The sequence below is a fragment of the Bacillus sp. MSP13 genome (genome assembly GCF_000815295.1).
GTDB classification, from domain to species: domain Bacteria; phylum Bacillota; class Bacilli; order Bacillales; family Bacillaceae; genus Bacillus; species Bacillus vallismortis.
Genome location: NZ_JXAQ01000011.1, coordinates 473,149 through 486,285, shown reverse-complemented (window position 1 = coordinate 486,285; position 13,137 = coordinate 473,149). Strand labels below are relative to the sequence as shown.

17 protein-coding genes are annotated in these 13,137 nt (G+C 44.3%); 7 read left to right on the top strand and 10 right to left on the bottom strand.

Going from position 1 to position 13,137, the window contains the following annotated elements; translation table 11 throughout:
• Positions 1-16: 16 nt before the first annotated feature.
• Positions 17-280 carry a hypothetical protein gene (locus SC79_RS14620; protein ID WP_039075657.1) on the bottom strand — a complete coding sequence of 88 codons (264 nt, stop codon included), beginning with the start codon at positions 278-280 and terminating at the stop codon, positions 17-19.
• Between the two features lie 46 nt (positions 281-326).
• Here SC79_RS14620 and SC79_RS14615 point away from each other — a divergent pair, with 46 nt between their 5' ends.
• Together SC79_RS14615 and SC79_RS14610 are read left to right on the top strand one after the other, a co-directional pair.
• Positions 327-659 carry a protein mistic gene (locus SC79_RS14615; protein WP_039075711.1) on the top strand — a complete coding sequence of 111 codons (333 nt, stop codon included), beginning with the start codon at positions 327-329 and terminating at the stop codon, positions 657-659.
• Positions 656-1,636, top strand: coding sequence for a potassium channel family protein (locus SC79_RS14610; protein WP_039075656.1), 981 nt, complete (start codon positions 656-658; stop codon positions 1,634-1,636). Before SC79_RS14615 ends, SC79_RS14610 begins: the two co-directional genes overlap by 4 nt.
• Here the strand turns inward: SC79_RS14610 and SC79_RS14605 are convergent.
• From SC79_RS14605 to SC79_RS14590, 4 genes are all read right to left on the bottom strand, one after another.
• Positions 1,633-2,037, bottom strand: coding sequence for a YugN-like family protein (locus SC79_RS14605; RefSeq protein ID WP_039075655.1), 405 nt, complete (start codon positions 2,035-2,037; stop codon positions 1,633-1,635). The genes SC79_RS14610 and SC79_RS14605 overlap by 4 nt on opposite strands.
• A 60-nt stretch (positions 2,038-2,097) precedes the next feature.
• Entirely contained in the window at positions 2,098-2,469 is a 372-nt protein-coding gene (locus SC79_RS14600) for a hypothetical protein (RefSeq protein ID WP_082022738.1), read from the bottom strand.
• 58 nt (positions 2,470-2,527) lie between these two features.
• Positions 2,528-3,880, bottom strand: coding sequence for a glucose-6-phosphate isomerase (locus SC79_RS14595; RefSeq protein WP_039075653.1), 1,353 nt, complete (start codon positions 3,878-3,880; stop codon positions 2,528-2,530).
• Positions 3,881-4,042: 162 nt separating this feature from the next.
• Positions 4,043-5,206 carry an iron-containing alcohol dehydrogenase gene (locus SC79_RS14590; protein ID WP_039075652.1) on the bottom strand — a complete coding sequence of 388 codons (1,164 nt, stop codon included), beginning with the start codon at positions 5,204-5,206 and terminating at the stop codon, positions 4,043-4,045.
• 229 nt (positions 5,207-5,435) lie between these two features.
• Here SC79_RS14590 and SC79_RS14585 point away from each other — a divergent pair, with 229 nt between their 5' ends.
• Entirely contained in the window at positions 5,436-5,672 is a 237-nt protein-coding gene (locus SC79_RS14585; RefSeq protein ID WP_010329881.1) for a DUF378 domain-containing protein, read from the top strand.
• Positions 5,673-5,848: 176 nt separating this feature from the next.
• Here the strand turns inward: SC79_RS14585 and yugI are convergent, their stop codons facing one another.
• From yugI to SC79_RS14570, 3 genes are all read right to left on the bottom strand, one after another.
• Positions 5,849-6,241, bottom strand: a complete 393-nt coding sequence (gene yugI, locus SC79_RS14580) for a S1 domain-containing post-transcriptional regulator GSP13 (RefSeq protein ID WP_003228864.1) — start codon at positions 6,239-6,241, stop codon at positions 5,849-5,851.
• Positions 6,242-6,441: 200 nt separating this feature from the next.
• The gene (locus SC79_RS14575; RefSeq protein ID WP_039075651.1) at positions 6,442-7,602 is read right to left on the bottom strand and encodes an aminotransferase; all 1,161 of its coding nucleotides are present in this window, start codon (positions 7,600-7,602) and stop codon (positions 6,442-6,444) included.
• Entirely contained in the window at positions 7,603-8,103 is a 501-nt protein-coding gene (locus SC79_RS14570; RefSeq protein ID WP_039075650.1) for an Lrp/AsnC family transcriptional regulator, read from the bottom strand.
• Between the two features lie 150 nt (positions 8,104-8,253).
• Between SC79_RS14570 and SC79_RS14565 the strand changes: the two genes are divergently transcribed.
• Positions 8,254-9,075 carry an alpha/beta fold hydrolase gene (locus tag SC79_RS14565; protein WP_039075649.1) on the top strand — a complete coding sequence of 274 codons (822 nt, stop codon included), beginning with the start codon at positions 8,254-8,256 and terminating at the stop codon, positions 9,073-9,075.
• A gap of 25 nt (positions 9,076-9,100) precedes the next feature.
• On the opposite strand, the gene SC79_RS14560 is transcribed toward SC79_RS14565, so the two are convergent.
• On the bottom strand, positions 9,101-9,361 hold the full coding sequence (locus SC79_RS14560; RefSeq protein ID WP_039075648.1) for a DUF1871 family protein: 261 nt from the start codon (positions 9,359-9,361) through the stop codon (positions 9,101-9,103).
• Positions 9,362-9,446: 85 nt separating this feature from the next.
• Here SC79_RS14560 and SC79_RS14555 point away from each other — a divergent pair, with 85 nt between their 5' ends.
• The 3 genes from SC79_RS14555 (at position 9,447) to kapB (ending at position 12,455) form a co-directional block, all read left to right on the top strand.
• Entirely contained in the window at positions 9,447-10,610 is a 1,164-nt protein-coding gene (locus SC79_RS14555; RefSeq protein WP_039075647.1) for a MalY/PatB family protein, read from the top strand.
• Positions 10,611-10,736: 126 nt separating this feature from the next.
• Positions 10,737-12,023 carry a sensor histidine kinase gene (locus tag SC79_RS14550; protein ID WP_039075646.1) on the top strand — a complete coding sequence of 429 codons (1,287 nt, stop codon included), beginning with the start codon at positions 10,737-10,739 and terminating at the stop codon, positions 12,021-12,023.
• A gap of 45 nt (positions 12,024-12,068) precedes the next feature.
• Positions 12,069-12,455 carry a kinase-associated lipoprotein KapB gene (kapB, locus tag SC79_RS14545; protein ID WP_039075645.1) on the top strand — a complete coding sequence of 129 codons (387 nt, stop codon included), beginning with the start codon at positions 12,069-12,071 and terminating at the stop codon, positions 12,453-12,455.
• A gap of 26 nt (positions 12,456-12,481) precedes the next feature.
• Here kapB and kapD read toward each other — a convergent pair whose 3' ends face one another.
• Positions 12,482-13,099, bottom strand: coding sequence for a 3'-5' exonuclease KapD (gene kapD, locus SC79_RS14540; RefSeq protein WP_039075644.1), 618 nt, complete (start codon positions 13,097-13,099; stop codon positions 12,482-12,484).
• Between the last annotated feature and the right edge of the window lie 38 nt (positions 13,100-13,137).

The following is a 13,137-nucleotide window of genomic DNA, read 5'->3' as shown; positions in this document are numbered from 1 at the left end:
TCTTTCTTTATTACGATTATTTTAATGAGTTTTCTTTCTGGTGTACAGAAATGCGCTTTTTCTTCCGGCTCGGAGCACACATTCCGATCAGCAGAAAGAACAGTCCTCCTAAAAATAAATAAAAGGCAAAGCCGCCGACATTCTTTTTCAGAAAGTGAAGCCAGGAGAAGCCGCCGGAAAAGTGATTATATGAATTCAACTCAAAAATAAACAAAATCACCGCGGATGCCGCCAGCTGGGTTCCGATCAAAACCACGATCGTTCTTTGAATGATCGTCATCTTTTTCATCCTTTTTGCTTTAGTTTATGGAGAAATCCGTTTTTATATGTTTTGTTCATTTTTTGAAAAACATCACCGGAAGTGGGACATACTGTTAAAAAAAAGCGCGGGTGTGATGGAAGCCATGAAAGTGACGAGCGAGGAAAAGGAACAGCTGAGCACAGCAATCGACCGAATGAATGAAGGGCTGGACGCATTTATCCAGCTTTATAATGATTCGGAAATTAATGAGCCGCTTATTCAGCTTGAAGATGATACAGCCGATTTAATGAAGCAGGCCCGAGATATGTACGGCCAAGAGAAGCTAAACGAGAAATTAAATACAATTATTAAACAGATTTTATCCATCTCATTATCTGAAGAAGGAGAAACAGAATGAAATCAAATCGGATCTTTATTTCTTGGCTGAGGTGGCCGTTATTTATCCGAATCGCGGTCATTATTTTATTTCTGATTCTTTTGTTCGGCCAAATCATCTATATACTTGAGCCGAAACAATTCACATCGGTATTTGAAGGGATCTGGTGGGCGATTGTTACCGTTTCGACGGTCGGCTATGGAGACTATGTTCCCCACACACCGATGGGACAGGCAGCCGGAATACTGCTGATCTTGACCGGAGCAAGCTTTGTCACCGCCTATTTCGCCACATTATCAGCGGCCGCATTCAGCAGACAGCACCGCTACATTGAAGGAAAAGTTGCTTACAAAGGGCGGGGCCATATCATTTTGATTGGGTGGAATGAAAAAACAAACCGGCTGCTGAAGCAGCTTCAGCTTGCGGCCCCATCCAAGACGGTTGTGCTGATCGATGAGACTTTAAATGAAGGCCCGCTTATCGAAAACGTTCATTTTATACGAGGCCACGCTGCCGATGATGAGACACTGAAACGTGCCAATATTACGGAAGCGGAATCAGTGATGGTGACAGCCGATCAGTATAAAAGTGAAACTGAAGCAGATATGCTGTCAGTGTTGATTCTTTTATCTGTTAAAGGGCTTAACCCTCTTGCTTTTTGTATCGTCGAGATTTTGACTGACCGTTTTGTCACAAATGCGGAGCGGGCTGGCGCTAATCAAATCATCGGTACCTCAGAATTCATCAGCCAAGCGATGCTGCAGCATTACCAAGCCAATGTACAGCCGTCTAAGAGCGGCATCAATTTGAAAATTGATCAGCAAGTGAAGCTTCTGCCTGTTCCCGATGATTTAAAGGGAGCCGCTTACAAAACGTGTGTCCTCTATTTCCTTGATCACAACACGACAATTATCGGTGTACAAAAAGAGGAGGGGCCGGTGATTTCCCCTCCTCTTACGTATAAGGTGCTCGAAACAGACAAATTTCTGGCGATCTAATGCAGCAGAACATCCTCTAATTCTTTCACTAGGGAGGCGCCAATGTCCAAATACGCAGGGTCAATTTCCGCGTCTCGCCTCTCCGGCTCGGAAAATTGATTAAACAGTGATTGGAACGGGCCTCCCTCGGCATAGTCGTCAAGATCCGCCTGAAACACCTGCCTCAGCATAAATGGCGTTCCGATCCGGACGGCCACTCCTCGTTGATCGAGACTGCCTCGCACTGCGTGGACGGGAATCCTTAAAAACAAATAGCCGTCTTGATCGTCAATTTTATAATCAAAATAGCCGTGATCGTATTCCCAGCCGCCGTTTATCACATAACCAAGCGGCTTCATGATTTGTTCCAGTTCTTGAAGCAGAAAAGACTGCCCATCTATCACGGAAGGTATTGTAATCATCGAAATGCCCCTTTTATTACTTATCCTGTCCTGCCGTACAAGACTTCATTCAGAGGCTTACTACATGGAAATCGTTGTTTCTTTCGTGCGGCCAGCAAAAAAGAAAGCGCATTCAATTAAAAGGTAAACAGCCATTGCCGCTGCAAGCCCTGCAGCTGATTCCCATGAAAGATAAACAACTACGCCATAGAGCCCTAATTTAGTGAAAAGAGTATGGGATCGCTTTAAATGCAGCAGCCGGTGAACCGCATCCGTAAAAAGAGCAAGCGGTAAACCAATAAGAAGAAAGGCATGGACGAAAAAGTGGAATAACGTACCGCCATAACTTGAAGAAAACACAGTATTCACCGTATCAAAAGAGATAAGGATACTTAGAACAGCTGCAGAACAAGCGGCAATAATGAGATGTTTAACCATTTGTTTCATGAACATCAGCCCCTTTCTGATTTTATAAAAAGCCGACCGGCAAATGCCAGTCAGCTTTCTCACATTAATCTTCCAGACGTTTTTCAAGCTCTGCTTTTTTCTCTTCAAAGCCAGGTTTGCCAAGCAAAGCAAACATATTGACTTTATACGCTTCTACTCCAGGCTGGTCAAATGGATTGACACCGAGGAGATATCCGCTCATCGCGCAGGCTTTTTCGAAGAAATATACAAGGTATCCAAAAGTATATGCATTCAGCTCAGGAATGTTCACGATTAAGTTCGGCACATTTCCGTCTGTATGGGCAAGCATCGTGCCCTGGAATGCTTTCTTGTTAACGAAATCAATCGTGTTTCCAGCTAAATAGTTTAAGCCGTCAAGATCGTTATCCGCTTCTTCGATTGTCAGCTCATGTTTCGGTTTCTCTACATTCAGCACCGTTTCGAATAAATCTCTGCGGCCTTCCTGCACATACTGGCCTAATGAATGAAGGTCTGTTGAATAGTTAGCTGAAGAAGGATAAATACCCTTCTCATCTTTCCCTTCACTTTCTCCGAACAACTGCTTCCACCATTCCGCAAAATACTGGAGCGCCGGTTCGTAGTTGATGAGCATTTCGATTGTTTTGCCTTTATTATAAAGCACATTGCGAACAACCGCATATTGGTATGCAGGGTTTTCTTCTAGTTCAGATGTTGCAAAATCTTTGCTCGCATCCAGTGCGCCTTTCATCATGTCGTCAATGTTGACGCCGCTGACAGCAATCGGCAAAAGGCCAACAGCTGTTAATACAGAATAACGGCCGCCGACATCATCAGGAATGACAAACGACTCGAAGCCTTCTTCGTTAGAAAGCGTTTTTAATGCGCCGCGCTCTTTATCAGTTGTCGCGTAAATCCGCGCTTTCGCTTCTTCTTTGCCGTATTTCTCTTCAAGAAGCTTGCGGAAAAGACGGAAAGCGATTGCAGGTTCAGTTGTCGTACCTGATTTAGAAATGACATTAATAGAGAAGTCCGCATCTTCAAGAAGATCCATGACATCTCTCATATAGGATGAACTGATGTTGTTTCCGATGAAAATAACTTGCGGATTGCCGCGCTTTGCTTTTGGCAATGTATTATAAAACGCGTGATTAAGCGCTTCAATCGCTGCCCGCGCGCCGAGGTAAGAACCGCCGATGCCGACAACAAGCAATACATCAGAGTCAGATTTGATTTTTTCCGCGCTTTTTTTGATGCGCGCAAATTCTTCTTTATCATAATGCTCAGGGAGGTCCACCCAGCCTAGAAAATCACTGCCAGCGCCTGTTTTTTCATGAATATTATGGTGTGCTGTTTTTACAAAGTCCCGCAAATATGTAAGTTCATGTTCGTTGAAGAAAGTCAACGCTTTTGAGTAGTCAAAGCGTACATGCGTCATTGCTTGTCCCTCCATAACGGTATAATGTTTTCATCTTTCACTTTATATGAACTGACCTGTGAAATCAAGTCAAGAAGAAAGGGCGGGATATAACCAGATTACCTATTGTGACATTTTTAAAAAATAAAAAGGGAAACAGCCAAAACTGCTTCCCCCCTTGTTTTATAGAGATGCCTTTAAAATGGCCAGAACATCTTCTTTGTTGAGTGATTTAAACTGGCCGAAAGTTCCGTTAGCCATCGCCTTATCAGCAATTGTGTCAAGCTGCTCATCATTGATATCATAATCAGCAAGACGGTTTGGAGCGCCTAGGCTAGTCCAGAACGCAGACAGCTTATCGATACCTTCAAGCGCGATTTCCTCATCTGATTTACCAGTTTCTTCAACACCAAACACGCGCACTGCAAGCTGTTTCATGCGGGCAGGGTTTTCTGACAAAGTATGTCTCATCCAGTTCGGGAACAGAATCGCCAGTCCGCCGGCATGCGGAATATCATAAACGGCTGAAACTGCATGTTCAATATTATGAGTTGCCCAATCGCCTCGTGCCCCCATAGAAAGCATGCCGTTTAATGCAATTGTCCCTGTGTACAGAATCGTCTCACGCAATTCGTAATTTTCGAGATCGTTGATCAGTTTAGGCGCTGTTTCAATGACCGTGCGCAGAAGCGATTCACACATACGGTCCTGATACGGCGTGTTTGATACATGATGGAAATATTGTTCGAATACGTGGCTCATCATGTCAACCATACCGTAGATCGTGTGATTTTTAGGAACGGTGAACGTATTCACCGGATCGAGAATCGAGAATTTAGGGAATACGAGCGGGCTGCCCCAGCCGTATTTTTCTTTTGTTTCCCAGTTTGTAATAACCGAGCCTGAGTTCATTTCAGAACCAGTCGCTGCGAGAGTCAATACAGTTCCGAATGGCAAAGCATCCTTCGGCTGATGTTTTTTCGTGACGATATCCCACGCATCACCATCATACTTCGCTCCTGCGGCAATCGCTTTTGTACAGTCGATGACACTTCCTCCGCCGACAGCCAGCAAGAAATCGATGTTGTGTTCTTTACAGAGGGCAACACCCTTATTAACAGTCGACACACGCGGATTCGGTTCTACACCTGCTAATTCATGCACGGTCACTCCGGCTTTATTCAGCTGTTCCATCACTTGATCATACAAGCCGCTGCGTTTGATGCTTCCGCCTCCGTAAACCAGCAATACGTTTTTACCGTAAGGTTTGAGTTCCTCCGGAAGTCTTTCCACTTCTCCGCGCCCGAAAATTAATTTGGTCGGATTCCAGTATGTAAAGTTTTGCATGACATCTCCTCCTTAGATTTTTATTATGCAGAATGTCCTCATAACCTGTAAAGCAATCAGCTCTCACCGGGCGGCATATCGTATGGTTTGGTACGGCAAGATGTTGGGAAAGAAACTGATATAGGCGAAGGCAGAACAGTTTCCCTCAATATGGAGAATGCATGTATAGATTCTCCAATGTGTCACAATCTATAACTGTTTTAATAATTCATGGAGGAGGTTGCAAAACATGAGTACGATCCAGAGAATTTGTCTAGTTTTAACGATCATTGGCGCTATTAACTGGGGACTGATCGGATTTTTCCAATTTGACTTAGTAGCGGCCATCTTCGGCGGCCAAGGGTCAGCCCTTTCTCGTATCATTTACGGACTTGTCGGAATCGCCGGCTTAATCAACCTAGGTCTGCTGTTTAAGCCAAACGAGCAAACATCTCGTGAAGAGGCAGCAAATCCTGAGATGCGATAAATAAAAAAGCACCGGACCTTTCTGTCCGGTGCTTCAACGGGGTGACAAACCCTCGCTTTTGTTGTCAGATCTGCGTATCTGCACTTACAAAAGACAAAATCCCAAAACATTGTGTTTTGGGATTTTGATGACATGAAAAGCACCGGACATTCCCGTCCGGTGCCTTTTTTTCATACTTATTTTTTGATAAGGTCTTTGCGGTTGGACATTTCGATCCATTCTTCAAGCTTATCTTTTAATGTGTTGAAACCTTGTGGTGTAGAAGCTTCTTCGCTTACTTGCGCAGCTTTAGGTTTTCTTGGTTTGCTTTCTTTTTTCTCAGGCGCAGCTTGTGTCGCACGAATTGAAAGGCTGATTTTTCCTTTTTCTTCGTCAACAGCAAGTACTTTTACTTGTACTTCGTCGCCAACTGAAAGGTGCTCGTTGATATCTTTTACGAAACCGTGAGTCACTTCAGAAATGTGTACTAAACCTTGAGTTTCTTCATCTAATGCAACAAACGCACCATACGCTTGTAATCCTGTAACTTTACCAGTGTAAACACTGCCCACTTCAAATTTTGCTGCCATTCATAACAACTCCTAAGTTAAATTAAATATCTGTTTATACGCAATTTAAAATTATATCACAGATGTTTTGTTTCCGCAAAGAAAACTTTTTTTATCAAAATCAGGTTTAAGCATAGCGAAAAGGGGTAAACTGAAAATACCAAAGGCTTTCTAGTATTCCCCCCTTTTATTGGATGCGAACAAAAGGTTCGTATCTTTTTTTATGTCGTTTTGTTCAGGAAACGTTTCATTCTGACTAACGCTTCTTGTAGCTGCTCGATCGAGGTTGCGTATGAACAGCGGATATAGCCTTCACCGCTCGGGCCAAACACACTTCCCGGGACAACAGCCACTTTTTCCTGTGTCAGAAGCTCTTCTGCAAACTGCTCTGAGCTCATTCCCGTGCTTTTAATGGATGGAAAAGCATAGAAAGCGCCGCCCGGATGATGACAGTTGAGGCCGATTTCATTGAGCGTTTCCACAAATAAATTCCGTCTTCTGCGATAGCTTTTTTTCATTTTTTCTACATCTTCCATTCCGTTCTTCAAGCCCTCCAAGGCGGCAAACTGCGCCATGGCCGGCGCGCACATCATGGCATACTGGTGAATTTTAAGCATTGCATCCCGGAGCACAGGCGGCGCTGCGGCAAAACCGAGTCTCCAGCCCGTCATCGCAAACGCTTTTGAAAAGCCCGAGATGACAACCGTCCGTTCCTTCATTTCCGGCAATGCCGCTATGCTTGTAAATTCCTCATCATATGTCAGCTCTGCGTAGATTTCATCTGCTAAAACAATGACGTCATGTTTTTTGGCAAACTCCGCAATTTCGTTCAGCTCTTCCTTCGAATAAACCGAACCTGTCGGATTTGATGGCGAGCAGATGAGAATCGCTTTTGTTTTTTCAGTGACAGCCGCTTCAAAATCGGCAGCTGTCGCTTTAAACCCTTGGTCTGCCGTTGTATGGACATGAACCGGAATGCCGCCTGCCAAAGAAACGAGCGCATCGTACGCCACAAAACACGGTTCAGGAATGATGACTTCCTCACCTGGATTCACAATAGCACGGATCGCAATATCCAAGGCCTGACTCGCCCCTACGGTCACAATCAGCTCATTGTCTGGCGAATAGCGAAGGCCAAACCTGCTGCTCAAGTAACGGCTGATTTCCTCACGCAATGAGTATAAACCGGCATTGGCAGTGTATGACGTATATCCTTGTTCAAGGGAGAGAATGCTTGCTTCGCGTACATTCCATGCAGTAACAAAATCAGGTTCGCCGACACCTAAAGAAATCACGCCTTCCATCGTTGCCGCCAAATCAAAGAATTTGCGGATGCCCGACGGTTTTATTTGTTGTACATAGTCAGATAAATACGAAGTCATTTACGGTGACACCACGATTCTTTTGTCGTCGTCTCCTGTTTCAAACACTTTGCCGTCATGCTTGTATTTTTTCAGGATGAAATGAGTCGTCGTCGATACAACTGAATCAAGAGTGGACAGTTTATCTGAAACAAAACGCGCTATGTCAGACATTGAATTGCCGCGAATCACGACCGACAAATCGTACACGCCTGACATCAAGTAAACTGATTCAACCTCTTGGAATCGGTAAATGCGTTCCGCCACTTCATCAAAACCGACTCCCCGCTTCGGGGTTACTTTGACGTCAATCATAGCTGTGACCCCTTCGTGTCCGTCGACTTTTCGCCAGTCAATCATAGCGGAATAATCGATGATAACCTTTTCTTTTTCCAGTTTGTCTATAATTGCTTTTACTTCATTTACAGGAATGCCCGCCATCTTTGCGATTGTTTCTAAATCGGCGCGGCTGTTTTCGTCTAAAATTTCTAATATTTCTGTTTCTTTTTCTGTCAATTTCATTCAATTCACACCTTTGCAATGTCAAGAAATCTTCATGACATTATATCACGTTTTTTGACGAATGCTAAGAAAAAAACAAAGAGAAACTTCCGCTAGAATTGACATTTTCAGGACACAATACAGACATCACATGAAAGGGAGTGACACAGAATGGAGGCGGTTTCACCAATAAGGCGGCTTACAGTAGATGGAGTAAATGTGTATTATGAACATTATCAAAATCCAGGCAGGCACACTCTTGTCTGCGTGCACGGTTTTTTATCGTCTGCTTTTAGCTTCCGAAAAGTCATTCCTCTTCTTCAGGACAAGTACGACATCATCGCACTTGATTTGCCTCCTTTCGGCCAATCTGAAAAATCAAGAACATTTGTCTATACGTATCACAACCTTGCTAAGCTTGTCATTAGAATTTTGGAACACTTGCAAGTGAAACAGGCCGCGCTTGTCGGACATTCAATGGGCGGGCAAATATCGCTGGCTGCTGCGCTGCAAAAGCCTGAGCTTTTTTCGAAGATTGTGTTGCTTTGCAGTTCAGGATATTTGAAACGTTCACACCCGACGATCATTTTCGGGACCCACCTTCCATATTTTCATCTTTATATTAAGCGCTGGCTTTCGAAAGAAGGCGTGGTGAAAAATTTATTGAATGTTGTGCATGACAAATCGCTGATTGATGAGGAAATGATTGACGGCTATGGCAAGCCGTTTCAAGATGAGGAGATTTTCAGGGCCATGACAAAGTTTATCCGCCATAGAGAAGGCGATTTAGAACCCGAGCAATTAAAGAAAATGAACAAGCCCGCTCTATTGATTTGGGGCGAGGAGGACCGGATTGTCCCTGTGGAGATCGGTAAACGGCTGCACCGGGATTTGCCTGATTCCGTCCTATACTCACTTGGCCAGACCGGACATCTGGTGCCAGAGGAACAGCCAGAATTCGTTTCCGAGCACATCGCAAAATTTATCACATAACAAAAAAACCGGATGATACCGGTTTTTAAGGCGTGCAGGAGCTGCTGTCTTTCATGAATAAAAGCTGGCCAGCCACTTCCCGGCAGCTGTCGATCGGCAGCTTTTGTTCAAAAGAAGCTTCAAATATATCCTGAATGCTTTTCGCCAGAACGTCGGGATCGTCTTCATCATAGACCGCCTGCACGACATCAACAGCCTCTGTTTCGTAAAATTCTTCTCCATATTGAAACGGGTCCCATTTGGCAATGATCTTGATCATTTCCCTGACCGCTTGACTTTCTTCCATATTGATCACCGCTTATCATAATATTTGCAGTATTATTTTATCATAGTTACGCTAAGAAGAATAACATTCCTAAGGGGGTAACAGAATGAACTTTGATATACGAGAAGAACGCCTTGGCACCCAATCGATCAAATGGGACAAAGCAGGCGAATTATTCGGCGTGGAAGACGCACTGCCGATGTGGGTGGCGGATATGGATTTCCGCGCGCCGGAAGCGATAGCTGACGCACTAAAAGAGCGACTCAGCCATGGGATTTTCGGTTATACGGCGCCAGACCAAAATACGAAGGATGCTGTGTGCGGATGGATGCGCAAAAGGCACGGCTGGAAGGTGAACCCGGAAAGCATCACATTCAGCCCGGGGGTTGTCACCGCTTTGAGCATGGCGGTTCAAGCTTTCACGGAACCTGAAGATCAAGTGGTTGTCCAGCCTCCTGTTTATACGCCCTTTTACCATATGATTGAGAAAAACGGCCGGCATATTTTACATAATCCACTGCTGGAAAAAGACGGCGTTTATGAAATGGATTTTGAAGATTTGGAGACGAAGCTCAGTGATCCAAGCGTCAAATTGTTTATTTTATGCAACCCTCATAACCCATCAGGACGTTCATGGGGACGGGAAGATTTACAGAAGCTCGGCGAATTGTGTTTGGAACATGGCGTCACCATTGTATCAGATGAAATCCATTCCGATTTAATGCTGTACGAACACAAACACACGCCGTTCGCTTCACTCTCTGACGATTTCGCTGAGATTTCCGTGACATGTGTTGCGCCAAGCAAAACATTTAATATTGCCGGATTGCAGGCATCGGCCATCATTATTCCGGATCGGCTGAAGCGCGCCAAGTTTTCCGCAAGCCTCCAGCGCAATGGTTTAGGCGGGCTTAACGCGTTTGCCGTCACTGCGATCGAAGCCGCTTATTCAAAAGGCGGGCCATGGCTCGATGAATTGATCTCATACCTTGAGAAAAACATGCGCGAAGCTGAAGCCTTTTTCAGCACCGAGCTCCCAAAAGTGAACATGATGAGGCCGGACGCATCTTACCTGATATGGCTCGATTTCAGAGCTTACGGCTTATCCGACGCGGAGCTTCAGCAGAGGATGCTGAAAAAGGGGAAAATCATTTTAGAGCCAGGGACGAAATACGGGCCTGGCGGAGAAGGATTTATGCGCCTGAACGCGGGATGCACTCTCTCAACCTTGCAGGACGGCCTGGGCCGCATCAAAGCCGCATTAGCTTAAATATACCTGTTAAACGCCTTTACGTCTTCATTTGTAAAGGCGTTCTTAATAAAGGATTTTTATATTTCTCTTCTATTGTTTAGTGTTATAATAGATTCATATTTTATATGAAAGGATTTTACACGAATGGAAGTTCTAAAAGACTATCTCCTGCATATCTGTTTTATTTTGTTTCCTATTCTTCTTTACCAATTGTTTTGGCTCGGAAAGCCGGCGATCCTCGTTCCCAAAATAAACAGTTTATTGGTCACATTATTCGCCTGCGGCGCCTCTGTTTTATGCATTATCTTTCCTATTCATGAAATGGACTACATACAATACGGCCTTCAGATGATTCCCGTTATCATTTGTTTATTTTACATTAGTACTGCTTCAGGGCTTACAGTCGCCGCATCTGTCTTATGTTTTGAACTGCTGTTTTACGAACCTTCCGCAATGTTTGTTTTCACTTTGCAGCCTTTTCTCATTATCATTCCAATTTTTTTTCAAAAAAAATGGCCATTCATGTCCAAAAGAAGAAAACTGCTGATAACTTTATTGATCGGCGGCTTGGAGATCTTCTTGTTTTTTGCCTCCAGCTTGATTTTTTCCGCCTTTAATATTTTAAATTTTCAAAATGCAGGAATTTTACTTTATGAAGCGGCTGTTTCAGGGCTGTTCCGTTCCAGTGTTCTTCTTTTAAGCATCTATATTATCGAAAGCATCGCCGAGAATATCGCCCTGCGTTCACAGCTGATCCATTCAGAAAAAATGACGATTGTGAGTGAACTGGCAGCGAGCGTCGCTCATGAAGTCAGAAATCCGCTGACAGTTGTCCGCGGTTTTGTCCAGCTGCTTTTTAATGACGAAACCCTTCAGAACAAATCAAGTGCGGATTACAAAAAGCTTGTACTGTCAGAGCTTGACCGGGCGCAAGGCATTATAACAAACTATCTCGATATGGCCAAACAGCAATTATATGAAAAAGAGATTTTTGATTTATCAGCTCTTATCAAAGAAACAAGCTCCCTTATGGTATCGTATGCCAATTACAAGTCTGTAACTGTCGAGTCGGAAGCAGAGCCGGGCCTTTTTATATATGGAGACGCAACAAAGCTGAAGCAGGCTGTCATCAACCTGATGAAAAACAGCATTGAAGCGGTTCCCCATGGGGAGGGGATGATCCACATATCAGCCAAAAGAAGCGGCCATACGATTATTGTCAACATATCGGATAACGGGATCGGCATGACAGACCATCAAATGCAAAAGCTCGGCGAACCTTATTATTCATTAAAATCAAACGGAACGGGACTCGGGCTCTCCGTCACCTTTTCCATTATTGAACATCATCACGGGACCATTTCGTTTAACAGCAGTTTCCAAAAGGGCACCACCGTTACAATTACACTGCCCGCCGACCTTCCCCACTAGCAAATTGAGTGGAACTTTAATAGAATAAATGCGAGGTGATGACAAATGAGCACGTTTGAGACAGGCTCTATCGTTAAAGGATTTTACAAAACAGGTGTATACATAGGAGAAATCACCGCTTGCAGGCCGCAGCATTACTTAGTAAAAATCAAAGCGGTTCTCACCCATCCCACTCAAGGAGACCTTCATCATCCAAAACAGGCGGATGTGCCGTTCTTTCATGAGAGAAAAGCGCTCGCATACGGTGAACAGACCAACATCCCCCATCACATGGTGAAGCCTTATGACGGTGAAGTGCCGGACTATGCCGAGTCTCTGCGAGAGGCGGCAGCACAGCTGAGAGCCAAATTAAATGAGGATGATTCGGAGTGGGCAAAGCGCTCCTTGCATAATCTGGACATTTTGGAAGAAGAATATTTCAACCGCCCTTAACCCAGTCTGACAAAAGATTGGGTTTTTTACGTTGCGCGCTTGAACAGTTCGGATAAATCGATTCTTTCGCCGATTGTCGGCGGTTTTGGCTTTTCTAGATACTGTTTATCCTGCTCAACAAGCTTAAAAAGCTTATGTGCTGTGAGCGCGTCATCAAGCGCTTTATGATGGGTTCCCGTTCCGGCATCTCCATATTCCTCGGCAGCTTTCCACAAACCCGTCAGTGTCCGGTCTCCAAAAAAGTTTTTGTATTCAAGCGATAAATCTCTCATTTCCCCCTTAAAAGGGAATGGAATATGGTTAAACATACAGTTTTGCTTTAGCACCTTCATATCCATGTTTCCCCACGTAACAATCGTGCTGGTTTTCTCAGGGTCCAGCTCGTTTAGTTTACGGATGAAATCCTCGAACCGCATCCCCTCGTCTACCTGCTTTTGCGTGATCTTTAAAAATGATTTGCAGCGTTTCGTCAGTTTAGGAAATTTTTTCGGCCTGACATAGCTAGAAAACGTCTCAACTACTTCATCATCAACCGACTTTACAATTCCCGCTTCAATGATTTCCGGGAAGAAGTTTTGCGGGCTGTACTTTCCTTCGGGCATCGTAAATTCGAAATCAATAATGAGTAAGCTGTTTGTCGCCACCTTTTTTACACCTGCCTTTCCTCCGATCAGAAAATGCT

What these genes read in the sequence shown, in the direction of transcription:
- yugI (WP_003228864.1), bottom strand. Translation starts at nt 6,241, where the DNA reads ATGGCAGCAAAATTTGAAGTGGGCAGTGTTTACACTGGTAAAGTTACA.
- SC79_RS14610 (WP_039075656.1), top strand. Translation starts at nt 656, where the DNA reads ATGAAATCAAATCGGATCTTTATTTCTTGGCTGAGGTGGCCGTTATTT.
- SC79_RS14575 (WP_039075651.1), bottom strand. Translation starts at nt 7,602, where the DNA reads ATGACTTCGTATTTATCTGACTATGTACAACAAATAAAACCGTCGGGC.
- SC79_RS14590 (WP_039075652.1), bottom strand. Translation starts at nt 5,206, where the DNA reads ATGCAAAACTTTACATACTGGAATCCGACCAAATTAATTTTCGGGCGC.
- SC79_RS14555 (WP_039075647.1), top strand. Translation starts at nt 9,447, where the DNA reads ATGAACTTTGATATACGAGAAGAACGCCTTGGCACCCAATCGATCAAA.
- SC79_RS14550 (WP_039075646.1), top strand. Translation starts at nt 10,737, where the DNA reads ATGGAAGTTCTAAAAGACTATCTCCTGCATATCTGTTTTATTTTGTTT.
- SC79_RS14595 (WP_039075653.1), bottom strand. Translation starts at nt 3,880, where the DNA reads ATGACGCATGTACGCTTTGACTACTCAAAAGCGTTGACTTTCTTCAAC.
- kapB (WP_039075645.1), top strand. Translation starts at nt 12,069, where the DNA reads ATGAGCACGTTTGAGACAGGCTCTATCGTTAAAGGATTTTACAAAACA.
- SC79_RS14620 (WP_039075657.1), bottom strand. Translation starts at nt 280, where the DNA reads ATGACGATCATTCAAAGAACGATCGTGGTTTTGATCGGAACCCAGCTG.
- SC79_RS14570 (WP_039075650.1), bottom strand. Translation starts at nt 8,103, where the DNA reads ATGAAATTGACAGAAAAAGAAACAGAAATATTAGAAATTTTAGACGAA.
- SC79_RS14565 (WP_039075649.1), top strand. Translation starts at nt 8,254, where the DNA reads ATGGAGGCGGTTTCACCAATAAGGCGGCTTACAGTAGATGGAGTAAAT.
- SC79_RS14605 (WP_039075655.1), bottom strand. Translation starts at nt 2,037, where the DNA reads ATGATTACAATACCTTCCGTGATAGATGGGCAGTCTTTTCTGCTTCAA.
- SC79_RS14585 (WP_010329881.1), top strand. Translation starts at nt 5,436, where the DNA reads ATGAGTACGATCCAGAGAATTTGTCTAGTTTTAACGATCATTGGCGCT.
- SC79_RS14615 (WP_039075711.1), top strand. Translation starts at nt 327, where the DNA reads ATGTTTTGTTCATTTTTTGAAAAACATCACCGGAAGTGGGACATACTG.
- SC79_RS14560 (WP_039075648.1), bottom strand. Translation starts at nt 9,361, where the DNA reads ATGGAAGAAAGTCAAGCGGTCAGGGAAATGATCAAGATCATTGCCAAA.
- SC79_RS14600 (WP_082022738.1), bottom strand. Translation starts at nt 2,469, where the DNA reads ATGTTCATGAAACAAATGGTTAAACATCTCATTATTGCCGCTTGTTCT.